This window comes from Bradyrhizobium sp. 521_C7_N1_3, from assembly GCF_052075975.1.
Taxonomy (GTDB): domain Bacteria; phylum Pseudomonadota; class Alphaproteobacteria; order Rhizobiales; family Xanthobacteraceae; genus Bradyrhizobium; species Bradyrhizobium japonicum.
Genome location: NZ_CP197232.1, coordinates 10,066,859 through 10,087,671 on the forward strand (window position 1 = coordinate 10,066,859; position 20,813 = coordinate 10,087,671).

Annotated in this window: 20 protein-coding genes; 9 read left to right on the forward strand and 11 right to left on the reverse strand. The window is 64.5% G+C overall.

Annotated elements, in window-relative coordinates:
• The first annotated feature begins 4 nt into the window (after positions 1 to 4).
• Positions 5 to 1,513, forward strand: coding sequence for a tripartite tricarboxylate transporter permease (locus tag AB7008_RS47740; RefSeq protein ID WP_441261114.1), 1,509 nt, complete (start codon positions 5 to 7; stop codon positions 1,511 to 1,513).
• A gap of 103 nt (positions 1,514 to 1,616) precedes the next feature.
• Here the strand turns inward: AB7008_RS47740 and AB7008_RS47745 are convergent, their stop codons facing one another.
• Positions 1,617 to 2,081 (reverse strand): MarR family winged helix-turn-helix transcriptional regulator, encoded by a 465-nt coding sequence (locus tag AB7008_RS47745; protein WP_304492077.1) that lies wholly within the window; start codon positions 2,079 to 2,081, stop codon positions 1,617 to 1,619.
• Positions 2,082 to 2,178: 97 nt separating this feature from the next.
• Here AB7008_RS47745 and AB7008_RS47750 point away from each other — a divergent pair, with 97 nt between their 5' ends.
• The gene (locus tag AB7008_RS47750; protein ID WP_304492078.1) at positions 2,179 to 2,547 is read left to right on the forward strand and encodes an antibiotic biosynthesis monooxygenase family protein; all 369 of its coding nucleotides are present in this window, start codon (positions 2,179 to 2,181) and stop codon (positions 2,545 to 2,547) included.
• 217 nt (positions 2,548 to 2,764) lie between these two features.
• On the opposite strand, the gene AB7008_RS47755 is transcribed toward AB7008_RS47750, so the two are convergent.
• Positions 2,765 to 4,459, reverse strand: a complete 1,695-nt coding sequence (locus AB7008_RS47755; protein ID WP_248880509.1) for a bifunctional diguanylate cyclase/phosphodiesterase — start codon at positions 4,457 to 4,459, stop codon at positions 2,765 to 2,767.
• 221 nt (positions 4,460 to 4,680) lie between these two features.
• On the opposite strand from AB7008_RS47755, the gene AB7008_RS47760 reads away from it, so the two are divergent.
• Entirely contained in the window at positions 4,681 to 4,941 is a 261-nt protein-coding gene (locus AB7008_RS47760; protein ID WP_028155281.1) for a hypothetical protein, read from the forward strand.
• Positions 4,942 to 4,963: 22 nt separating this feature from the next.
• On the opposite strand, the gene AB7008_RS47765 is transcribed toward AB7008_RS47760, so the two are convergent.
• The 3 genes from AB7008_RS47765 to mtgA all read right to left on the reverse strand — a co-directional run bounded on the left by AB7008_RS47765 (position 4,964) and on the right by mtgA (position 6,769).
• Positions 4,964 to 5,599, reverse strand: a complete 636-nt coding sequence (locus AB7008_RS47765; protein ID WP_028155282.1) for a hypothetical protein — start codon at positions 5,597 to 5,599, stop codon at positions 4,964 to 4,966.
• Between the two features lie 143 nt (positions 5,600 to 5,742).
• Complete coding sequence (gene rpmF / locus AB7008_RS47770) at positions 5,743 to 5,925, reverse strand: 50S ribosomal protein L32 (RefSeq protein WP_007598106.1); 183 nt, start codon at positions 5,923 to 5,925, stop codon at positions 5,743 to 5,745.
• Between the two features lie 169 nt (positions 5,926 to 6,094).
• A complete protein-coding gene (gene mtgA / locus AB7008_RS47775; protein WP_014491140.1) occupies positions 6,095 to 6,769 on the reverse strand; it encodes a monofunctional biosynthetic peptidoglycan transglycosylase in 675 nt (224 codons plus the stop codon).
• Between the two features lie 161 nt (positions 6,770 to 6,930).
• Here mtgA and AB7008_RS47780 point away from each other — a divergent pair, with 161 nt between their 5' ends.
• Together AB7008_RS47780 and AB7008_RS47785 are read left to right on the forward strand one after the other, a co-directional pair.
• Positions 6,931 to 7,854: a polyprenyl synthetase family protein gene (locus tag AB7008_RS47780; RefSeq protein WP_441261115.1), complete on the forward strand. Its 924-nt coding sequence runs from the start codon at positions 6,931 to 6,933 to the stop codon at positions 7,852 to 7,854.
• Between the two features lie 214 nt (positions 7,855 to 8,068).
• Positions 8,069 to 8,755, forward strand: coding sequence for a DUF1345 domain-containing protein (locus AB7008_RS47785; RefSeq protein ID WP_304492081.1), 687 nt, complete (start codon positions 8,069 to 8,071; stop codon positions 8,753 to 8,755).
• A 16-nt stretch (positions 8,756 to 8,771) separates the two neighbouring features.
• On the opposite strand, the gene AB7008_RS47790 is transcribed toward AB7008_RS47785, so the two are convergent.
• Together AB7008_RS47790 and AB7008_RS47795 are read right to left on the reverse strand one after the other, a co-directional pair.
• Positions 8,772 to 10,574, reverse strand: coding sequence for a caspase family protein (locus AB7008_RS47790; RefSeq protein ID WP_304492082.1), 1,803 nt, complete (start codon positions 10,572 to 10,574; stop codon positions 8,772 to 8,774).
• A 172-nt stretch (positions 10,575 to 10,746) separates the two neighbouring features.
• Entirely contained in the window at positions 10,747 to 11,175 is a 429-nt protein-coding gene (locus tag AB7008_RS47795; protein WP_014491136.1) for a GFA family protein, read from the reverse strand.
• Between the two features lie 94 nt (positions 11,176 to 11,269).
• Between AB7008_RS47795 and AB7008_RS47800 the strand changes: the two genes are divergently transcribed.
• The 3 genes from AB7008_RS47800 to AB7008_RS47810 all read left to right on the forward strand — a co-directional run bounded on the left by AB7008_RS47800 (position 11,270) and on the right by AB7008_RS47810 (position 14,276).
• A complete protein-coding gene (locus AB7008_RS47800; RefSeq protein ID WP_007598116.1) occupies positions 11,270 to 11,644 on the forward strand; it encodes a nuclear transport factor 2 family protein in 375 nt (124 codons plus the stop codon).
• 105 nt (positions 11,645 to 11,749) lie between these two features.
• Positions 11,750 to 12,619: a class A beta-lactamase gene (gene bla / locus AB7008_RS47805; protein ID WP_304492083.1), complete on the forward strand. Its 870-nt coding sequence runs from the start codon at positions 11,750 to 11,752 to the stop codon at positions 12,617 to 12,619.
• A gap of 46 nt (positions 12,620 to 12,665) precedes the next feature.
• Complete coding sequence (locus tag AB7008_RS47810) at positions 12,666 to 14,276, forward strand: Na+/H+ antiporter (RefSeq protein ID WP_441261116.1); 1,611 nt, start codon at positions 12,666 to 12,668, stop codon at positions 14,274 to 14,276.
• A 91-nt stretch (positions 14,277 to 14,367) separates the two neighbouring features.
• On the opposite strand, the gene AB7008_RS47815 is transcribed toward AB7008_RS47810, so the two are convergent.
• The gene (locus AB7008_RS47815; protein ID WP_441261117.1) at positions 14,368 to 15,183 is read right to left on the reverse strand and encodes an N-acetylmuramoyl-L-alanine amidase; all 816 of its coding nucleotides are present in this window, start codon (positions 15,181 to 15,183) and stop codon (positions 14,368 to 14,370) included.
• Between the two features lie 3 nt (positions 15,184 to 15,186).
• Positions 15,187 to 15,390 (reverse strand): hypothetical protein, encoded by a 204-nt coding sequence (locus AB7008_RS47820; protein ID WP_441261118.1) that lies wholly within the window; start codon positions 15,388 to 15,390, stop codon positions 15,187 to 15,189.
• A 205-nt stretch (positions 15,391 to 15,595) separates the two neighbouring features.
• Here AB7008_RS47820 and AB7008_RS47825 point away from each other — a divergent pair, with 205 nt between their 5' ends.
• On the forward strand, positions 15,596 to 18,328 hold the full coding sequence (locus AB7008_RS47825; RefSeq protein WP_441261119.1) for a hypothetical protein: 2,733 nt from the start codon (positions 15,596 to 15,598) through the stop codon (positions 18,326 to 18,328).
• 39 nt (positions 18,329 to 18,367) lie between these two features.
• On the opposite strand, the gene AB7008_RS47830 is transcribed toward AB7008_RS47825, so the two are convergent.
• Positions 18,368 to 19,264: a TauD/TfdA dioxygenase family protein gene (locus AB7008_RS47830; protein ID WP_304492087.1), complete on the reverse strand. Its 897-nt coding sequence runs from the start codon at positions 19,262 to 19,264 to the stop codon at positions 18,368 to 18,370.
• Between the two features lie 263 nt (positions 19,265 to 19,527).
• Entirely contained in the window at positions 19,528 to 20,811 is a 1,284-nt protein-coding gene (ispG, locus tag AB7008_RS47835) for a flavodoxin-dependent (E)-4-hydroxy-3-methylbut-2-enyl-diphosphate synthase (protein ID WP_441261120.1), read from the reverse strand.
• Positions 20,812 to 20,813 lie beyond the last annotated feature (2 nt).

The window sequence follows — 20,813 nt, forward strand, 5'->3', positions numbered from 1 at the left end:
CCCCATGGATACGCTTGCCAATGTCGCGCATGGGTTCGGCGTCGCACTGACCGGGATCAACCTGCTCTATTGTTTCATCGGCGTCTTCATCGGCACGCTGGTCGGCGTGCTGCCCGGCATCGGTCCGATCTCGGCGATGTCGTTGCTGCTGCCCGTGACGCTGTCGGGCACGCCGGAATCCGGCATCATCATGATGGCCGGCATCTACTACGGCTCGATGTATGGCGGCTCGACCACCTCGATCCTGGTCAATATCCCCGGCGAAGCCGCCTCCGTCGTCACCTGCATCGACGGCCACCAGATGGCGAAGCAGGGCCGCGCGGGCCCCGCGCTCGGCATCTCCGCGTTCGGCTCCTTCATCGCCGGCACGTTTGCACTAGTCGCACTGATGCTGGTGGCGCCACGACTTGCCGGCATCGCGATCGCGTTCGGCCCGGCCGAGTATTTCAGTCTGATGGTGCTCGGCCTCGTGGTGCTCACCTTCCTGACCCAGGGCTCGATGCCGAAGGCGCTCTTGATGGCGTGCATTGGCGTCGTGCTCGGGCTCATCGGGCTCGACAGCATCACCGCGCAGCCGCGGCTGACATTCGGCCGCATGGAACTGATCGACGGTATCGGTCTCGTGCCCGTCGTGATGGGCCTGTTCGGCGTCACCGAGGTGCTGCTCAACACCGAGCAGGCGATCAAGCGCGACATCATCAACGCCAAGATCACGCAGCTGTTGCCCAACAAGGCCGATTGGCAGGCGAGCGCCGGCCCGGTGGCGCGCGGCACGCTGCTCGGCTTTTTACTCGGCATCCTGCCGGGCGGCGGCGCGGTGGTGGCCTCGTTCGCCTCCTACGCGCTGGAGAAGCGGCTGTCGAAATCACCAGAGCGTTTTGGCCATGGCGCGATCGAGGGTGTCGCCGGCCCCGAATCCGCCAACAACGCGGCGGCCGGCGGCGCCTTCATTCCGCTGATGACCTTGGGCATCCCGCCGAACGTGGTGATGGCGCTGCTGTTAGGGGCCTTCGTGATCCACGGCCTCCAGCCGGGACCGCTGCTGATCACGCAAAACCCCGGCCTGTTCTGGGGCATCGTCGCCAGCATGTATATCGGCAACGTCATGCTGCTGATCCTCAATCTGCCGATGATCGGCATGTGGGTGCAACTCCTGAAGCTGCCCTACAACATCCTGTTCCCCCTGATCATCCTGTTCACGATTCTCGGCGTCTACTGTTCGAGCAACAACGTGTTCGACGTCTATGTGATGATCGCGTTCGGCATCATCGGCTATTTCATGCGCAAGCTCGGCTACGAACCGGCGCCGCTGGTGCTGGCGTTCGTGCTCGGGCCGATGCTGGAAAACAATCTGCGAAAATCGCTGATCCTGTCGCAGGGCGATCTCTGGACCTTCGTGCAGCGGCCGATCTCGGCGACGTGCCTCGGGCTGGCGATGGTGCTGCTGATCGCGCCCCTGTTGCCCGCACTGCGCAAGAAGCGCGAGCTGGTGGCGCTGGACGAGGGGGCGTGAGGAAATCTGCAGGTTTGTAGGGTGGGCAAAGGCGCGTTAGCGCCATGCCCACCATCTCTCCCATTGTTGTTGCGCAGATCCCGCCACTTCGCGGTATGCGCAATCAATCCTCGCCGGTTCCTTCGAGTCGATCACGCAGGGCGCCAATCACTCGGTGGGCGATCTCGATCTCCTTCACTGACAAGCCATCGGACAGGCCGTTGACCCACGGGACCTGCAGGCGGCCGGCGGCATCGTAGATCTGCCTGCCCTTGTCGGTGAGAACTACGAGCTGCGCCCGGCGATGATGCGGGTTCGTCTCGAAGACAACGAGACCATCACGCGCGAGGTCGTTGACGATGCGCTGCACGTTCTGGCGATTGGCGCCGAGATTGCGGGCGAGCCAGGCGACCGGCTCTGGGCGCTCGGCGTCAGCGATCGCTCCCAGGATCTGCCAGCGCGCACTGGTGAGGCCGAGCGACGTCACCAGCCGGTCGCCAGCGGTCAGAAGCAGGCTATTGGCACGGAACAGGTCGAGGATGAGGCGGGTCAGGGCTTCGCCCGCCGGGTTCCGTTTGGTCTTGTTCATTTGGCACCACTGATCCGTATTGACACCATGATGTCAATTAATTATACCCGGGACTGTCAAATTGACATTATGACACCAGATTGACCGGAGCAATATCATGCCCCTCATGCGTCCCCTCGACCCTGCCTTCCCGATCGACCGTCAGATCGCGCTCGAAGCCGGCCCCGTGGTGCTCGTCAACGTGTTCACGCTCGACGCCGAGGATGAGCAGGGCTTCCTCAAGACGTGGCAGGACGACGCGGCCTTCATGAAGCGCCAGCCCGGTTTCATCTCCACCCAGCTTCACCGCGGTGTCGGCGACAGCCCGACCTACCTGAATTACGCGGTGTGGGAATCCAACGCGCATTTTCGCGCCGCTTTCACCCACCCGGAATTCCGCGCAAAGATCGCCGCCTACCCCGCATCCGCAGTCGCGAGCCCGCATCTGTTCCAGAAGGTCGCGGTGCCCGGTATTTGCGTCGCGTAGCGGCCACATCGTCATTGTCCGCGCAGCGAAGCAATCCAGACTGCCACCGCGGAAAGCGTCTGGATTGCTTCGCTGCGCTCGCAATGACGGAGGAGAGAGTCGAGCCCACAAGCGCAATTGTAGGGTGGGCAAAGGCGCGCTTGCGCCGTGCCCACTATTTCTCTCGCCGTGTGGTGTCGATGGTGGGCACGCTTCGCTTTGCCCACACTACGACGTCTCAGCTCGCAGCGGGCAGCGCGCTGTCCGGCGGCGTGCCCCATGGGCGGTCGGCTGAGGCGAGCCCGATCAGGCGGCCCTGGATGTAATCGCAGCCCCAGTCGCGCAGCATGGCGGCGGCCTCTTCGTCCTGCACCCACTCGGCGACCGTCTTGATGTCGAGGCGGCGGGCGAGGTCGATCAGGGTCTGCACGAAGGCGCGGTCGTCGGCGGAACGGGTGATATTCTGCACGAAGGCGCCGTCGATCTTGACGATGTCGACGCCGAGCTTGCGCAGGTTTCGGAACGAGGTGTAGCCGGCGCCGAAATCGTCGATGGCGATGCGGCTGCCGAAATTCTTCAGCCGCGTGACGAAGCCGCGCACGTCATCGATGTCCTGGATCGCGACCGTCTCGGTGATCTCGACGATCAGCCGCTCGGCGACGCCGGGGTGGGCCAGCATCAGCGACTCAATTCCAGCCCACCAGTCCGGATCCATCGTCGTATCAGGCGAGATGTTGAGGCTGAGGCAGATGTCGGGTGCGGCCGCGAGCTCGGCGACCACGAGCTCGAGCACGCGGTGATCGACCAGGCGGATCAGGCCGAGCCGCTCGGCGACCGGCACGATGTCGGGTGCCAGCAGCACCTGGCCGTCACCCTGGTCCATCCGCACCAGGCATTCGTGGAACGCGCAGTCGCGCGAGGCGGCCGAGACCACCGGCTCATAAGCGAGCTTGATGCGTCGCTCGTTCAGCGCGGTGACGATCTCGTCGGTGACACGGATGTTGACGCGGCGCTGTGCGTCGCGCGCGGCATCCGGGCGCCACGCCGCGAACGAACCGACGCGGCGTTGTTTTGCCGCGTCCAGCGTTTCATGAGCGCGATTGACGGCCTCGTCGGTGCTGCGGGCATAGCGCGGCACGCTGACCGCGCCGATCGACGCCGTGACCGAGACCGGGCCGGATTTGGTCGGCACCACCTCGTCGCGGATGCCGGCAAGGAAGCGCTCGGCGGCGACGTTCATGTCATCGACGGTACAGTTCTTCAGGATCAGGCCGAACTTGTTGCCGGAGAAGCGGCCGAGCACGTCGCCGCCGCGCAGGCGGGCGCGGATGCGCTTGGCCACGTCGAGGATCACGGCGTCCGCGACATCGAAGCCGAAGGCGTCGTTGACGCGGGCGAGATGATCGATGCCGACCAGCATGAAGGCTGCGGTCGAGCGGAAGCGGGTCGTCTCCTCGATCGCCTCGGCCAGCGCCGCGATCAGGTGGGAACGATTGAGCTCGCCGGTCAGGGGATCGAGCCGAGCCAGCTTGGTCAATTCCTCGTCGCGGGCGTGGCGCTCATTGTTGATGCGGATGGAGCCGATCGCGCGCACCGGGCGGCCATCGGGACCGGCGAACCAGCGGCCGGTCTCCTCGATCCAGACCACGGGATCGGCAGCGCTCATGCGCACGCCGTATTCGACCCGGTAGGGCGTGCCGTCGGCGCCGTGCACCGGCGAGGTCTGCGCCAGCGCGGCGGTCCGCAGCGTCTGCGCGGGCTCGATCAGCTTGGCGAATTCGGCGCCAGTCGCGAGCCGCTCGGGCGGGATGCCGGGAAAGACGCTTGCGACCTGCTCACCCCACACGATGGAATCGCTGGCGATGTCCCAGGCGAAAACGGCCTGACCAAGAGCGGCCAGGATGTCGGAGGCTTGCGGCAATGCAGGGGTCAAGATCGCCTCGTTTCGGGACAGCAGGGAGTCCTGAGTCGGCACAGAATACGGCCAGATTCGACTCCGACTCTAGGCAAAGTTCATAAACAATTTGGAAACCATGTTTCGCAGGCCCGCGGAACCAAACCGGCCCGGCCGGCATAGGCCTTGCGAGTACATGACACGCACCGGCGCCAGCGTCTCGAAACGCGACAGGCCTCGCCGGATCAACGGTGATTGCGATGTTAAGTACTGATCGATCGGACTGCGCGGACAACGGCACGGGCACGGACCTGGTACCGCTGCTGCCGACGTTGCAGTGGGTCCACAAGGCGCCGCTGCCCCGTCCCGATCCGAGCTTCGTCACCCAACTCATCGCCAATGCCGAGCACCTGCCTCAGGCCAGCCGGCTCCGCCGCGCCTCGTCCGAGGATGCGCAGATGGCCTATGGCGACAAGCACCCGCTCGGAAGCGTCACCGCGCGCACGCGGCAGGTGGCTTGAAGCAGAGGTGGCTTGAAGCAGATCAGCGCGGCGCGTCGGGAGACGGCGGCGTGCCGTTGCCCGGCTGCAAATCCGGTGAGGGAATTTCCGGCGAGGGCGGGTTCACCGGCTTCGGCGCGGGATGATCCTTCAGCACGGATTCGGCGACCGACTGCGCTGAAGGCGCGGGTGGCACCGCCGGCGCAGGCACCGGCTCGAACCTGGGTTCGGGCGCCGCGTCGTCCGTTGCCGCTTCGGCCTGGCGCTTGGCCTTGCGCGGCGCCGGCACTGTCGTCTCCGCGACATAGGTGACGCGGCGGCGCGTACGCTGGGCGATACCGCCGAGGAAATCGGCCATCGCGAGCAGCACCAGCAGGAAATAGGTGGAGTTGCCGAATTTGGGCCACATCACGAATTCGGCCGCGGCAGCGCCGAACACGATCAGTGACAGCAGATGATCCATCAGGAATTTCGAGCCGGGCCGCGCGCCTTTGACCACCTCTAACAGCAGCAACACGATACCGAGCGCGAGCATCACGTCGGCGAGCGTGACCGGCCAGGTCTCGCCCGTGATCATCGGCACCTTGAACAGCACGTCCGTGAAGGACACGCTCGGCATCAGGAAGGCGATGATGTTGTAGACCGCGAGTGGAATCAGGAGCAGCGGGAAACCGACCATCGGCGAAAAGCCTTCTCGATCAAGATATCCGGACAGGACAATGCGGCCGCGAAGCATTGGCTCCGCCGCCGTCATTGTCATATCTCATTGGGTGGCCGAAATCAGGCAGGCGAAATGATCCTGCCCGGAGAAAGGTCCTAAATTCAGGACTCTTTCTTCTTCAGGACCTGACGGCCCTTGTACATGCCGGTCTTGAGGTCGAGATGGTGCGGACGACGGAGCTCGCCGGAGTCCTTGTCTTCCACATAGGTCGGCTTCTTGATGGCGTCTGCCGAGCGGCGCATGCCACGACGCGACGGCGAGGTTTTTCTTCTCGGAACGGCCATTTCAATATCCTCTAGGGATTGGTGTTGTCAGGGCATCGTCCGCGAGGGGACGGCTCAGCACCCGCAAACCGAGGCGAGCTGAATGCCGATCAAGGCCGGGCTTATAGAGGAAGGCTGGCCGTAAATCTAGGCTTTTGGACCGGAAAATACGTCCGAAAATGGCCCAAAATCAGCGATTTTCCCGCCAGCAGGTCAAAAGCGAGTTCGCCTGCGCCCTCGCCACATAGGTCCCCGCCAGCCGCCGGACACCAGGCCCGGGGGTCCGGGCGCTCCGTTTGACCGGATTGGGCAGGATCGAGGCCAGAAGCGCCGCCTCCCGGGGCGAGAGGTTGGCCGCCGATTTGCCGAAGGCATAGGCGCTCGCCGTCTCGACCCCAAACTGGCCCTGTGGGCCTAGCTCGGCGATGTTGAGGTAAATCTCGAGGATTCGCGCCTTGGGCAGGACGAAATCGATCCACAGCGCCAGCGGGAATTCCAGCGCCTTGCGGACGAAATCCCGCCCCTGCCAGAGGAACAAGTTCTTTGCCACCTGCTGGGTGATGGTGGAGGCGCCCCGGAAGGGCGTACCGTCCTCCTTCGCATCGTCGATCGCCTCGCGCAGCGCGCCCCAGTCGATGCCGTGATGCTTGCAGAAATGGGCGTCCTCAGCCGCCACCACCGATCGCAGCAGCGAGGGCGACATCGCGGCCAGATCGATCCACTCCCGATGCATCGGCGCGCCCCGAAGCGACCGCCAGGCCATCAGCGTCGAAACGGGATGGCCGGTGCGGTAGAACGGCGCGATCACGTAGGGCGCGAGAGCCACGACCACGAGCGCTACCAGCAGGATCTTGACGATGCGCAAATCGACCTTTCCGGCGCAAAATGAAACGCGGCCACGGATCCCGCCATTAAGTCTGTGATAATTCGGGCCTTTTCCAGCACTTTTTAGGCCTTCCAAACGATTGACTGGGGCGGGCGCATAAAGGATTGTCCCGCCGAATTTTAGTTCTGGAGCCCTTGTTGATGACCGGCACGTCCCCGTCCGATTTCGCCAAACGCCTGGACAAGACCGCTGATGACACCGAAGCCCTGCTTGGACGCCTGCTGGCGGATGACATCCTGCACGATGAGATCGCCCGTCCCAAGCGACTGATGGACGCAATGCGCTATTCGAGCCTGAACGGCGGCAAGCGTCTGCGGCCGTTCCTGGTGGTCGAGAGCGCGGCCGTGTTCGGCGTTCCCCGCGAAGCGGCGCTGCTCGTGGGCGCCGCGCTCGAATGCATCCACTGCTACTCGCTGATCCATGACGATTTGCCGGCGATGGACAATTCGGACCTGCGCCGCGGCCGCCCCACCCTGCACAAGAAGACCGATGACGCGACCGCGATCCTCGCCGGCGACGGCCTTCTGACGCTCGCCTTCGACATCGTCACCCGCGATGAGATCCACCGCGACGCCAATGTGCGCCTCCTGCTGACGCGCGCGCTGGCGCGCTGCGCCGGCATCGGCGGCATGGTCGGCGGCCAGATTCTCGATCTCGCCGGCGAAGGCCGCTTTGGCGGCAACGAGCCGATCGACGTCGCCCGCATTCAGCAGATGAAGACCGGCGCACTGCTGCGCTACGGCTGCATTGCCGGTGCCCTCCTCGGCCAGGCCTCGCAGAAGGAATACCAGGCGCTCGACGATTACGGCCGCGCGCTCGGCGAAGCCTTCCAGATCGCCGACGATCTGCTCGACATCGAAGGCGATGCGGCGGCCCTCGGCAAGCCGGCCGGCGCCGATGCCGCGCTCGGCAAGACCACCTTCGTCACCCAGCTCGGCATCGAAGGCGCCAAGCAGCGCGTGCGCGACCTGCTCGCACGAGCCGACGGCGCCGTGTCGATCTTCGGCGACCGCGCCGCCGTTCTGCAGGCCGCCGCGCGCTTCGTCGCCGAGCGGAAGAACTGATGTAGTGCACGATCTTCACCTCGCCCCGCTTGCGGGGATAGGTCGATATTCAAGCGCGGCTTGAATATCGGGTGAGAGGGAGCCTCCGCGAATCCAGCTCTCACCGTCCTTGCGGAGGCGCCCCCTCACCCCGATCCTCTCCCCGCAAATGGGGCGAGGGAGCAGGCCGCCGCTGCGGCGACAACGAGAGTTGAGCGAGAGGGCTGGAGCCATCATGGCCGCCGACAAAGACGATCCCGTCCTCGTCCGCTTCCGCAAGATGTCGCGGCCGATGCGGCTGATTTACGCGCGACCGCGCACCTTCATCGCGCTCGCCGCCGGCATCCTGGTCTGCTTGCTGCTGCCGGGATCGCACCGGCTGGTGACGCGGCTGCTGTTCGGCTGGGATGCGTTGATCACGGTTTATCTCGTGCTGGTCTATGCGATGATGCTGTGCAACGACCAGCAGCACATCCGCCGTAGTGCCGCGATGCAGGACGACGGCCGCTTCGTGATCCTGCTGGTGACGGCGATCGGCGCCTTCGCCAGCATCGCCGCGATCGTGTCCGAGCTCGGCACGCCGCATCGCGGGGCGTGGGAGTTGACCATCGCGATCGCCACCATCGCGCTGTCATGGGCCGCCGTGCACACGATCTTCGCGCTGCATTACGCCCATGATTACTACCGGCACCCGCCGGGCGGGCTGCAATTCCCGAGCGGCGACAAGGAAGATCACGCCGATTATTGGGACTTCGTCTATTTCTCGTTCGTGATCGGCATGACCGCGCAGGTCTCCGACGTCGGCATCACCGACAAGACCATCCGCCGCACCGCGACCGCGCATGGCATCGTGTCGTTCATCTACAACACGGCGCTGCTGGCGCTGACAGTGAACATCGCGGCAAGCGCGATCTCGAACTGACGTCGATGGCGCGATCCTAGTTGCACACCTCGGCATTGGCGTCGTTGCCGGGGCCGCCGCCGCCGCGATATTCGAGATGACAGCCGCGGTTGACCGGGCGGCAGCTGCTGCCATTGCAGAAAATCTGCCCGCCACCCGAGGCGCGGCCGGCGCTCGCGGCAGCCGCAATGCCCGCGGCGGCACCATAGCCGCCCGCCGCGCCACCGGCCTGACGGCGCTGCCGTGCGGAACGCTCATCGCCGTCATCGCGCCTGGCGGTTGCGGGCTTGGCGATGCGCTGCTTCTCGCACGCATTGTCGTCGTTGATCGCATAGCCCTCACGGCAAACGACCTTCGTACACTTGTCGCCGTCGGCCCTGAAGCCGTGCTCGCAGACCAGCGGGCAGACGCGCGACGGCCTTGACTTGACAGTATCGAGCGCATCGGTGCTCGCCACTTTCACGTCGAGCCTGGTGCCGGCGTAGCGGTTGAACTGCGACAGCGAGCGCCGCGAAGTCGTATTCCAGTTGCCATCGGCCTGCCCGGAGAAGCAGCCGACGCGGCCGAGCTCGGTCTGCACCAAGCGGCTGAGGTCGGCCGGCGTGGTCGTCGGCGTCAGCGAAGCGACGCTGGTGCCGGCGGGGCTCGCCGTGCTGGCGGGTGCAGCACTTGGCGCCGCGGCGGCGAGGTTGACGCGCTGCTGCTCGGCCGCGGCCGCCTGCTGCTGCGCCTGCTCCTTGACCTTCTGCGCGCTAAGCTGCGCCTGCTCGGCGGCTTTCGCATCAGCCGCAGCCCTGGCCTGCGCATCCTCCTGCGCGCCGAGGGCGGCAAGACGATCGCGTTCGGCCTCGGCCTGCTTCGCCTTCTCGGTGGCCGCCGCATGGGCCTGCTCGGCACCGATTTTTTCGACCTGAAGCTTCGCGAGATTCGCATAGAAGCCGTCAGGATGCTGGGCCAGGAATGCCTCCCAGGCCGGCCTGTTGCCAACCTGGAGCGCGAGCTCGTAGTCGCGGCGGATATCGGCCGCCTGCGGGCTCGCCACCGGCGCCACCGGAGCGGCCGCGACCACCTTGACCGGCACCAGCGGCACGTCCTCGCCGCCGAGCGAGCCGTAGACGAACGGCTCCTGCTTGTTGCCGGTCGATTTGAGCACGTCGTCACGTACGAAGCCGAACGCCCGACGGACGTCGAGGCCCGGCGTCGTCAGATGCTTCGACAGTGCCATAGTAAAGGGGCTGTTGGCGCCGTCGCCGTCCTGCGCCGTGAAGCCGGCCTTGGCCGAATAGGCGATCAGCGTGTTGGGGCTGTTCGGCTCGACCTGGGCGAGGCCGCGGCCGATGCCGCGCGAGACAACCGTGCGCTTCATGGTCTTGCCGAACGGATTATCGCGGCAGGCGTCGAGGATCACCAGGCGCAGCTGCCTGGCGGGCTCGACCGCAACCAGGACGCGGTCGAGCGACAGCCCCTGGTCGTAGACGTCGGTGTCGCGTTCGAGCTTGGCGTCAACAGGGATCAGATAGTTCGAGCCCTCGACCTCGATGCCGTGGCCGGCATAGTAGACCACGGCGATGTCGGCATCGCGCGTCGCATCGGCAAAATCGCGCAGCACGCGCCGCGTCTCCAGCGCGGACAGATCATGCCGGGACTCCACCATTTCGAAGCCGGCGTCCTTCAGCGTCTTCGCCATCACAGCACCGTCGTTGACGGGGTTCGCGAGCGACGGCGCGTACTGATAGGACGAGTTGGCGAGGACCAGCGCCACGCGCTTTCCGGCGAGAGCGGGCGCAGCGCCGAACAAGAGAGCCAGAAGAAGCGGACAAAGTCCGAGCAGGCTGCGCATGACAGAACTTCCAGAGATCGGGAGCAATTCGGTCGCCCTTTGGGGATTGCCTTAGCAGAATCCGCCATCGCACTTGTGATGGAGGTCACGAAGACGATGCCTGCAAACTGCCAAGGAACTCTTTAGTCTCGCCAGAGCGATAGCGGTTCGCTGCCGCAGGCCAAGTATGCGCTCAGCCATCGGCGATGTGGCCGCGGTACTGCGGCAGATCGTCCGTGATCTCATGCCAGGGCGCCTTGGAGCCGACGAAAATATGGGCGCTCGGCCGGATCGAGGGGGCGCCAACCAGGGTTCCCATGGCGACATGGACCCATTTTCCCTCGCGTACCCGGGAATAAAGCAGCGAGCCGCAGCGGGCGCAGTGCGCGTCGTGGGTTGTGTCGTCGCCATAGACGAGGCGCTGGTCCTCGCCACGGACGATGCGGAGCTTGTCCTGCACGATCCCGGCAAACGGCTTGAAGGCGGAGCCGGTGGTGCGGCGGCAGTTCGAACAGTGGCAGTTCAGCGCGTAAGAGAACGCGTCCGCGACCTCATAGCGCACGGCACGGCAATAGCATTCGCCGGTGAGGATACGAGCGTTCGAATTTTCTGATCCGGTCATTCCAGCGTCCTCGCGCAATTGGCGCAGACACCCATAGCGCATTTTGATGTGCAGGACTAAGTTCGCCCCGAGCCATCATTCAAGGGGATGACCCATGAGCCAGAACCGTTCGAGCGTCGAAGCCGTCGTGCAATCCTATTTCGACGGACTTTACGAGGGCGATGCCGAAAAACTCGGCGCGATTTTCCATCCCTCCGCCGATTTGCGCTGGGTCGAGAAGGGCGAGCTTCAGGTGCTGACCGTGCCCGACTGGCTCGATCGCGTCCGCAAGCGCCCTTCCGGCAAGGCCGAAGGCAAGCCGCGCGAGGATTTCATCGTCACCATCGACCGCTCGGACGACAAGACCGCCTTCATCAAGGTGAGGTGTCAACTGCCGCCGCGCTTTTTCACGGATTATCTGGTGGCGATGAAGCTCGCCGACGGCTGGCAGATCGTGTCGAAGTCGTACCGGTATGACCTGAGGGAGTGAGGGCACCCTCGCACTGCCCGAAATCCGGCACACTCGCCCCGCATTCTCCGTCATTGCGAGCGATTGCTTCGCTGCGCTCGCAATGACGATGTCTGAAAGTCCCTTATGCCAATGGACCGCCGTTCCCTGCTCGCCTCGTTCGCCTGGATCGCCGCCTCCCCCGCGCTCGCCGCGGAGGCGCCACCCGAGCTCGAATCCTACGAGCGCGAAACCGGCGGGCGGATCGGGGTCTATGCCGAGAACCTCGCGACAGGCGCGAAGCTCGCATGGCGCGCCGAGGAGCGCTTCGTCATGTGCTCGACATTCAAGGCTTCGCTCGCGGCCTGCGTGCTGGCGCGGGCCGATCGCGGCGAGGAGCAGCTTGCGGCCATGATCCCCTACGGAAAGGCCGACCTGCTCGACTACGCACCGGTCGCCAAACAAAATCTCGCCGCCGGCGCGATGTCGGTCACCGACATGTGCAAGGCCATCGTCGAGCTCAGCGACAACACCTGCGCCAACCTGCTCTTGGCGCGGATCGGCGGCCCCGCCGCGCTCACGGCCTTCTGGCGATCGCTCGGCGACACCACTTCGCGGCTCGACCACAACGAGCCCGAGCTCAACCGCTCACCGCCCGGCGATCCCCGGGACACCACCACGCCGGCGGCGATGGCCGGCAATCTGAAGCGGCTGGTGGTGGGTGAAGCACTGTCGCCGGCCTCGCGGACCCAGCTCACCGAATGGATGGTGGGTTGCAAGACCGGCGCCAACCGGCTGCGCGGCGGCCTGCCGGCAGGCTGGAAGATCGGCGACAAGACCGGCAACAACGGCAAGGATGCGTCGGGCGATATCGCGGTCGCCTGGCCCAAGCTCGACAACAAGGCGGATGAACCAATCCTGATCGCGGCCTATACCCAGGGCGGCACGCCCAACGCCGCGCAGATCGAAGCCGCGTTCGCGCGCGTCGGACGCATGGTGGCCGAACGGCTGGCATGAGCCGCGACGCATTGACCTTTTGGCCGCTTCCGGGCCAAGACAGGCCATGATCGCAGCGAAATTTCAGACCTTTCTCATCCTGCTCACGGTGCTGGCCGGCACCGCGCTGGTCGCCCGCCGCTTCAACATCGCGCCCGCCATTCTCCTGATGCTGTCCGGCGTCGGCCTCGCTTTCGTGCCGGGCATGCCGCCGGTGGAACTGCCGCCGGAACTGGTGCTGCTGATGGTGCTGCCGCCGCTGATCTACTCGGCGAGCGTCGCGATGAGCTGGCGCGAGTTCAGGAACAGTCTGCGGCCGATCGTGCTGCTCGCGGTCGGCGCGGTGATCTTCACCGCGGCGCTGGTGGCTGCGGCCACGCATTATGTCATCGGCCTGCCCTGGACCATCGGCTTCCTGCTTGGGGCCATCGTCGCGCCGCCCGACGTGGTGGCGCCGCTCGCGATCGCGCGCCGCCTGAACATACCGCGCCGGCTCCTGGTCATCCTCGAGGGCGAGGGGCTCGCGAACGACGCGACCGCCCTGATCCTCTACCGCTTCGCGCTTGCGGCCATCATGGTCGGCCATTTCTCACTGCCGCTGGCGGCCGGCGAGTTTGTCCTCATCGTCGCCAGCGAGATCGCCTTTGGCATCGGCATCGGCTGGCTCTCCCTTCGCTTCCGCAAATGGTCCAGGGATCCGCAGGTCGAGCTGACGCTGTCGCTGATCACGCCGTACGTGTCCTACTGGCTGCCCGAGCATCTCGGCGGCTCCGGCGTGATCGCGACCGTGGCCTGCGGCCTCTATGTGAGCTGGAACGGGCCGCTGCTGATCTCGGCGTCGACCCGCCTGCAAGGCATCTTCTTCTGGGATCTCATCATCTACCTGATCGAGGGCCTGCTGTTCCTGCTCACCGGCTTCCAGATGCGGGCACTCTACGAGAAGTCGAAGGCGTTTCCGCTCGACGATATCATGATCGCGACCGCCGTCGTTTTGACGGTCATCGTCATCGCACGCTTCGTCTGGCTATATCCTGCGATCTATCTGCCGCGGATATTGAGCAAGAGCCTGCGCAAGCGCGACCCATCGCCGCCATGGCAATGGCCGTTCGTGCTCGCCTTCACCGGCGTGCGCGGCGCGGTGTCGCTGGCGGCCGCGCTGGCGCTGCCGTTCACGTTACCGGGCGGCGAGGCCTTCCCGTATCGCGACCTGATCCTGTTCGTCGCCTTCGGCGTCATCTTCGTGACGCTGATCGGCGTCGGCCTGACGCTTCCGCCGGTGGTGCGCTGGCTCGGTGTCGCCGAGGCCGGCCGCAACGAGCATGTCGCCGAGCACGAGGCCGAGATCGCGGCACGCCGCCAGGCGCTCGAGGCGGCGCTGAAGTCGCTCGACGCAATGACCGAGGAAAAGGATGTATCGGACGAGGTGATGCGGCTCCTGCGCGCGCGTCACGAGATTCGTGTCAACCAGCTTCCGGATTCCCTCGACCCCAACCATCACGACGTCTCCGCCGCCGGTACCGCCCTGACCCGCGACCTGATCGTGGCCGAGCGAAAGTTCATCCACGACCTCCTGCGCGACGGCCAGATCACCGACGAGACGCGGCGCCGGATCGAGCGCGACCTGGACCTGGAAGAGGCAAGCCTGGCGAACAGGGAGTATCGGGGGGTGCCGCTGTAGCCTTTTCGTCATCGCGAGCGAAGCGAAGCAATCCAGACTGCCTCCGTGGAATGACTCTGGATTGCTTCGCTCGCAATGACGGCAGAGGCAACTATCGCATCTTGCAAAACTCCCCGACCCCCGCCGCAACGGCGCCCGCAATCAACTCCTGCCGCTCCGACGAGTTCATCTCCATCTCCTCGTCGCGGTTGATGATCGAGCCGGCTTCGAGCAGCACTGCCGCGCTTCTCGTTCGCGACAGCACGATGAGCCCGTCATAGCGGTAGACGCCGACATCCTTGTCGAGCAGCTGGCGCCGGTAGCGGCCCATCACCGGCAGGGTGTATTGGCTGGCATAGTGCAGCCCCTGCTCCTTCAACTGTCTGCCGATCATCCGGGCCAGCTTCAGGCTGCTGGCGAAGTGCGGATTGCGCTCGGACACGAACAGCGAGTGACCCGAGAAGCGGTCGCTGAAATAACTCTTAGCGCCGTCGAACTCCCAGGTCTCGAGCATCTTGTCCGGCACTGAGTCGTGATGGATCGACAGCAAGAGATCGGCCCGGCCGTCATTCGCGGCACCGACGCGCTTGAACAGGCTCGGCCGCGCCTTGCCGTCCGTGACGAGCAGCCGGGTTGCGGTAAAGCCTTCGGATTTGAGTTTTGCCGTGACCAGCCTTGCGAGCCGGAAGTTGAAGCCGAACTCCGGATCATTGCGCGCGCTCAACGCGCCGTAGGAGTCCGGGGTGTGCCCGACGTCGACGACGATCCGGAATTTCGGCATCTCACATTTGGCTGGTGCGGGCGACGGCTTAAGTCTGGCTTTCGCAACCTTGCGGGCCGAGGCAGCACGGCCCGCGTCGATCGACGGAAGCAACAGTGCGACCAGCGACACGAGGAGAATTGTGACGATGCCCCGTCCCAACGACAAGTCCTACTTCGCTGCCGCGATCCGCGGCCTCCCGACGAAGCGGGCGATATCGCCGAAGCGCTGCACGACGATCTTCTTCGGTTCGCCATCAGGTTCGCGGCGCTCCTTCGGCAGGAGCACAGAAATCCAGAAGCGGCGCAGCAATTCGCCCATTCCCGTCCCGGGGCCGGCCTCGGTCAGGAATTTGTTGTCCTCGGCGCGGAGCATGGCAGGCCCTCCCGATTTGCTTTCGGGGAAGATTGACGCGGCCAAGGCCGGGCGTCAATTCGCACCATCTCAGGTATCCGCAACTCACCACCGAACAGGTCTCGCACGACAGGATTAAATTCATATTCACAATTTTTGGTTGTTTGTCCACGCTTGTCGTTGCTAGGCTACCCGTTGCCCGTCGTTTCGGAAAATGGAGCGACCGATGGTTACGAGCAACGACACGCCTAACCTTCAAGCGGACAAGCCGAAGGTGATCGTCCTCGGCGACCCTATTGTCGACTGCCACATCTATGACATGCGAGCCGAAGACGCCGATCAATGGCTCGCATGGACCTCACCCTTGTCACGGGACGACTGGCACTATGCGGCTGGTTTCGATATGCGCCAATGCCTGGCGGGCGCCGCCGGAATCCACGCACTGCTCGCGGCCAACGGCATTGCCGTGGCCGGCAATTCATTCCCGATCAGCAATGCCTTTGCATCGCAGGATCGCGGCTCGATCTTTGTTCTCAGAAGGCGTTCGAATGCCGGCAAGACCAAGGAGGAGAGAACACGCACCTATCTGACGAAATCACCAAGCCAGCCGTGGCGAGAGATTTTCACGACGCGATCAAATGAGAAGGTCGCCGTCGATCGCGACGAAACTTGGCGGGCAGCCGCTAACCTCCTGAGCAAGAGTGGTGTGCCTTACGTTCCTCCGTTCACCGCTGCAACTCCACGATACGATTGCGAAGCTGTGGAGGCAGTATGTTTCTGGGACACCGGGCGCGGCTTCTTCCGGGCGCCGAGCCACGCCGAGTGGGAAATGCAGCAGGAGGTGCTTTTCGAACGATATGAGGAGTCGTGCAAGAACGGCAGAAAGCCGCCGATCCTGATTCGAACCGCCGACCCGGGCCGCTTCGCTCAGCTGCTGAAAAAACTTGCTGCAAAGAAAGATGGCGCCCCAATGGTCGTGCTGATCTGCGCGTTGGCGCAGATCCGCGATGGTGATCTGCGCGGCTCGGGAACGTGGAGCGGCGTCTGGTCGCAGACCTATGACTATCTAAGGCGGCCTGAATACGAGTATCTGTTCGACGCGACGGGGAACGACTGGCGCTTCAATATCGTGATTCCCGTCTACGAGGACGGCGTGATCTGGATCGGGCCGGGCTGCTGGCCAATTGAGGCAGCGGATCGGAAGCCGGAATATCTGCGCGAAGACACAAGGCCGCTCGGACAGCTGTTCCTTGTGCCGGGCACACAGCCCGGTCTGTCGGACTTCGAGCAGCACAGTCGAATCATCGGCGCTCATGCGCTTCTAACCTACGGCATCCTCGAAGATCTGGCGGAATCGCCCAAAACTCCCAACCTCGCCCTCGCGATCCGGAAGGGGCTGATGCGATGCAAGCGCCTCCGCAGCCACGGTTACTGCGAGCCCGACGAGTTGGTGTTGATTGGCGAAGAGCCCGGAACCAAGTTTCACCTGAACTATCCTCCCGAGATATGGAGCAAGCAACAGCGGGAGGCGACTGACCTTCTGCTCGAAGTGAAGGACGAGGAAACCGGGCAAAGCCCAGGGCCATACGAAGTGATTTGCATGGTCCAGTGGCCGGAAGACGCGGCCGACCGGTCGTCGGCATTGCTACGTATCTTCCGAACCATCGAGAAGCAGATATCGGAGTATTTCGTCGCGTCGCCGGAGAATTGTTATCAGGTCGTAAAGGATGTGGGACAGGACAAGGAGGTCTTCGACCGATTGAAGCTCAAATTCGACGATGCCTGGAAGGCCGACAATGGCCACGGGTCGCCGATCAGCAACGATCACTGGACCAAGATCAAGAACAAGCCATGCCCACTCGATTCGTTTGCCAAGGATGAGATCCAGTCCTTCTGGCTAAGGCAACGGATATCGATGCAGTTCGGCAACTTCGCGATGGCCAATCCGAAGGATGCCGCCCCGATGCTCGACCTTGCGCAGCGGATCAGGCAGCACGTGCTGAGCCATCGCCACAATGAGCCGGAAGACGGAAAGGTCTTCAATTTCGCGCTGTTCGGCAGCCCCGGATCCGGCAAATCGTTTCTGTCGCGAGAGATCGCCCGCCTGATTGATTCGAAAAACGAGATCTTCAACGTCGACGAATTCAATCTTTCGCAGTTCACGGAAGAGGCGCAGCTTACGCGCGCGCTCGACACGATCGCCTCGAAAAGCGTCGGCGGCAAGGTGCCGCTCGTTCTGTGGGACGAGTTCGACAGCGTCTTCGACGGCAAACGCGGCGGATGGCTGGCCCGGTTCCTGATGCCGATGCAGGATGCACACTTCTTCGACGGCCGCCTGAAGCGGCCGATCGGCACGGCCGTGTTCGTCTTCATAGGCGGCACCTTCCCGACGGCAGACGAATTTCGTATCTGGGCGTGCCGAACGACAAAGCCCGGACAAGGCGACGAACCATCCGAGGCGGTACTTCTGAAGGCGCGCGACTTCCACAGCCGGCTCTACACCGCGCTCGACATGCCCGGCATCATCGAGCTCTACAAGCAGCGCGCCAACGAGAAGGGCAAGGTTGCGGCGGCGGCCGGAGATGAAAGCTGTTCTCCAGGCGAACGATGCCAGGTGTTCAGAACCGCTTGGAGGAACGATTATTCCAAGCTTGCGCGGGCGGTGCTGCTGCGGGAATTCTTCCGCAATGGCTCCAAGATCGGCAAGACGGTCTTTCTCAAGGCCGTCGAGGACGACTTGTGCAAGTTTCTACTGGCGATCCCGCTTCGCCACGGCGCCCGCAGCCTGCAGCGGATCGTGGAAGCCTGCCTGGTCAGCAAGCCGTCCCGTGTGAGCATGCTTCACCTGCCGCCCCCGCATTTTCTCGAGGAGCACATCGAAACCGAGAACATCAACGGAGACGGCGTCGACCAGAAAAAAATGACCATCCAGGACATGCTGGAGGCGTGTCGGAGGTAGAATGTGTTCGCAGGCGCGCGTAACACATTCGCCGATTTCTCACACCGGCCTCTCCCCCTTCACCGTCACGCGCGTGCCCGAGCGCGTGTGCGGCCAGTAGTCCCACATCGCGCGGTGCTGGGTGCAGCGGTTGTCCCAGAACGCGATGGCGTTCTCGGTCCAGCGGAAGCGGCACTGGAACAGCGGGTTCTCGGCGTGCTGGTAGAGATAGGCGAGCATCGCATCGCTCTCGTCGCGCGGGATGCCGTTGATGTGACGGGTGAAGCCGCGGTTGACGTAGAGCGCCTTCCTGCCGGTGACCGGGTGCGTGCGTACCACCGGATGCTCGGCGCTCGGATAGGACGGACGATCGGCGACGCCGTAATTGGCGTATAGCCCGCGATAGATCGGCTCGCCGTCATGCAGCGCGGTCAGCCCGTCGAGATAGGCCTTCATCCGATCCGACAGCGCCTCATAGGCCGCGTACATGTTGGCGAACAGCGTGTCGCCGCCGCGCGGCGGGCACTGCTTGATGTAGAGGATCGAACCCATCGGCGGCTCGAGATCGCAGGACACGTCCGAATGCCAGCCCTCGCCGTTCGCCCGCGGCGAGTTCTTGTCGGCGTAGATCTTCATCAGCGCCGGATCTTCGTCCTCGTGCGGCGCGGCGGGATGGAAATGCAGCTCGCCGAACTTGCGGCCGAAGGCGAGATGCTGTTTCGGCGTGATGTCTTGATCACGAAAGAAGATGACAAGGTTTTCGGCAAGCGCGCGGTGGATCTCGTCCATCTGCCGGTTGGAGCGAGCATCGCCATCGACGAGGCTGCCGATATCGACGCCGGATATTTCCGCGCCGATGATGGGGGTGAGCTTTTCGACCGCGATGGTCTCGTAAGCCGCGCCGTCTTCGGCCGTATGGCGGTAGCGCGGACCTTGCTTGCCGGCGAGTGAGCTCATGGCGTGTCTCCCGATCGTTTTGATTGGGAGCCATCGTAGCGCGCGGTGACAGATACGCAATCTGCGCTCCAAACACAGCCGCCGTCCCGGGGCGCGCGTAGCGCGAGCCCGGGACCCATAACCACAGGATTGGGTTTGACGAAGTCTGGCAACTACCATCCCGCGCCATAACCACGGCTTGTGGTTATGGGTCCCCGCTCCACGTGCGCAATTGCGCACTAGGCGGGGACGACGGCGGAGTGTGAGGTGCTAGCGGAGCAAAATCACTCCGCCGCGGTCACCGGGACCTTGGCGCCCTGGCCGTAGCGCTGATCGATGTAGTCGATCACCAGCGCCTTGAAGTCGGCGGAGATCGTGGGCCCACGCAGCGTGCGGAACTTCTTGCCGTCGACGAAGACGGGCGCGGCCGGCGCTTCGCCGGTGCCCGGCAGCGAGATGCCGATATTGGCGTGCTTGGATTCGCCGGGGCCGTTGACGATGCAGCCCATCACCGCGACGTTGAGCTCTTCGACGCCGGGATATTTCGTCTTCCAGCTCGGCATCTCGTCGCGGATGAAATCCTGGATCGAGCGGGCCAGCTCCTGGAACGTGGTCGAGGTGGTGCGGCCGCAGCCGGGGCACGCCGCGACCAGCGGCACGAAGGTGCGGAAGCCCATGGTCTGCAAGAGCTCCTGGCCGACCTGCACCTCGCGGGTGCGGTCGCCGCCGGGCTCGGGCGTCAGTGAGATGCGGATGGTGTCGCCGATACCCTGCTGCAGGAGGATGCCGAGCGCGGCCGAGGATGCGACGATGCCCTTCGAGCCCATGCCGGCTTCGGTCAGGCCGAGATGGATCGCGTAGTCGGAACGGCTGGCGAGATCCTGATAGACCGCGATGAGATCCTGCACCGCCGAGACCTTTGCGGACAGGATGATGCGATCCTTGGGCATGCCGAGCTCTTCGGCGCGCGCGGCCGAGAGCAGCGCCGACTGCACCATCGCCTCGCGCGTGACCGCGCGCACGTCGCGCGGATTGGCGGACGCGGCGTTCTCGTCCATCAGCTTGGTCAGCAGCTCCTGGTCGAGCGAGCCCCAATTGGCGCCGATGCGGACCGGCTTGCCGTTCTTGTTCGCGATCTCGATGATGTCGGCGAACTGGGTGTCGCGCTTGTCCTTGAAGCCGACATTGCCGGGATTGATGCGATATTTGGCGAGCGCTTCGGCGCAGGCCGGATAGGCCGCGAGCAGCTTGTGGCCGATATAGTGGAAGTCGCCGATCAGCGGCGTGGTGATGCCGCGCTTGGCGAGGCCATCGCGGATATGCGGGACGGCGGCCGCAGCCTCCTCGCGGTCCACGGTGATGCGGACCATTTCGGAGCCGGCGCGCGCGAGCGCTGCGACCTGGGCGATGGTGCCGTCGATGTCGGCGGTGTCGGTGTTGGTCATCGACTGCACGACGATCGGCGCACCGCCGCCAACGGCGACGTCGCCGACCTTGACCTGGGTGGTCCGGTGCCGGGGCGCCGGGCCCGCGATGTCGGAATCGAGAGGGTTTTCGAGCTTGTTCATGG

What these genes read in the sequence shown, in the direction of transcription:
- AB7008_RS47740 (WP_441261114.1), top strand. Translation starts at nt 5, where the DNA reads ATGGATACGCTTGCCAATGTCGCGCATGGGTTCGGCGTCGCACTGACC.
- AB7008_RS47745 (WP_304492077.1), bottom strand. Translation starts at nt 2,081, where the DNA reads ATGAACAAGACCAAACGGAACCCGGCGGGCGAAGCCCTGACCCGCCTC.
- AB7008_RS47750 (WP_304492078.1), top strand. Translation starts at nt 2,179, where the DNA reads ATGCCCCTCATGCGTCCCCTCGACCCTGCCTTCCCGATCGACCGTCAG.
- AB7008_RS47760 (WP_028155281.1), top strand. Translation starts at nt 4,681, where the DNA reads ATGTTAAGTACTGATCGATCGGACTGCGCGGACAACGGCACGGGCACG.
- AB7008_RS47765 (WP_028155282.1), bottom strand. Translation starts at nt 5,599, where the DNA reads ATGGTCGGTTTCCCGCTGCTCCTGATTCCACTCGCGGTCTACAACATC.
- rpmF (WP_007598106.1), bottom strand. Translation starts at nt 5,925, where the DNA reads ATGGCCGTTCCGAGAAGAAAAACCTCGCCGTCGCGTCGTGGCATGCGC.
- AB7008_RS47780 (WP_441261115.1), top strand. Translation starts at nt 6,931, where the DNA reads ATGACCGGCACGTCCCCGTCCGATTTCGCCAAACGCCTGGACAAGACC.
- AB7008_RS47785 (WP_304492081.1), top strand. Translation starts at nt 8,069, where the DNA reads ATGGCCGCCGACAAAGACGATCCCGTCCTCGTCCGCTTCCGCAAGATG.
- AB7008_RS47790 (WP_304492082.1), bottom strand. Translation starts at nt 10,574, where the DNA reads ATGCGCAGCCTGCTCGGACTTTGTCCGCTTCTTCTGGCTCTCTTGTTC.
- AB7008_RS47795 (WP_014491136.1), bottom strand. Translation starts at nt 11,175, where the DNA reads ATGACCGGATCAGAAAATTCGAACGCTCGTATCCTCACCGGCGAATGC.
- AB7008_RS47800 (WP_007598116.1), top strand. Translation starts at nt 11,270, where the DNA reads ATGAGCCAGAACCGTTCGAGCGTCGAAGCCGTCGTGCAATCCTATTTC.
- bla (WP_304492083.1), top strand. Translation starts at nt 11,750, where the DNA reads ATGCCAATGGACCGCCGTTCCCTGCTCGCCTCGTTCGCCTGGATCGCC.
- AB7008_RS47810 (WP_441261116.1), top strand. Translation starts at nt 12,666, where the DNA reads ATGATCGCAGCGAAATTTCAGACCTTTCTCATCCTGCTCACGGTGCTG.
- AB7008_RS47820 (WP_441261118.1), bottom strand. Translation starts at nt 15,390, where the DNA reads ATGCTCCGCGCCGAGGACAACAAATTCCTGACCGAGGCCGGCCCCGGG.
- AB7008_RS47825 (WP_441261119.1), top strand. Translation starts at nt 15,596, where the DNA reads ATGGTTACGAGCAACGACACGCCTAACCTTCAAGCGGACAAGCCGAAG.
- AB7008_RS47830 (WP_304492087.1), bottom strand. Translation starts at nt 19,264, where the DNA reads ATGAGCTCACTCGCCGGCAAGCAAGGTCCGCGCTACCGCCATACGGCC.
- ispG (WP_441261120.1), bottom strand. Translation starts at nt 20,811, where the DNA reads ATGAACAAGCTCGAAAACCCTCTCGATTCCGACATCGCGGGCCCGGCG.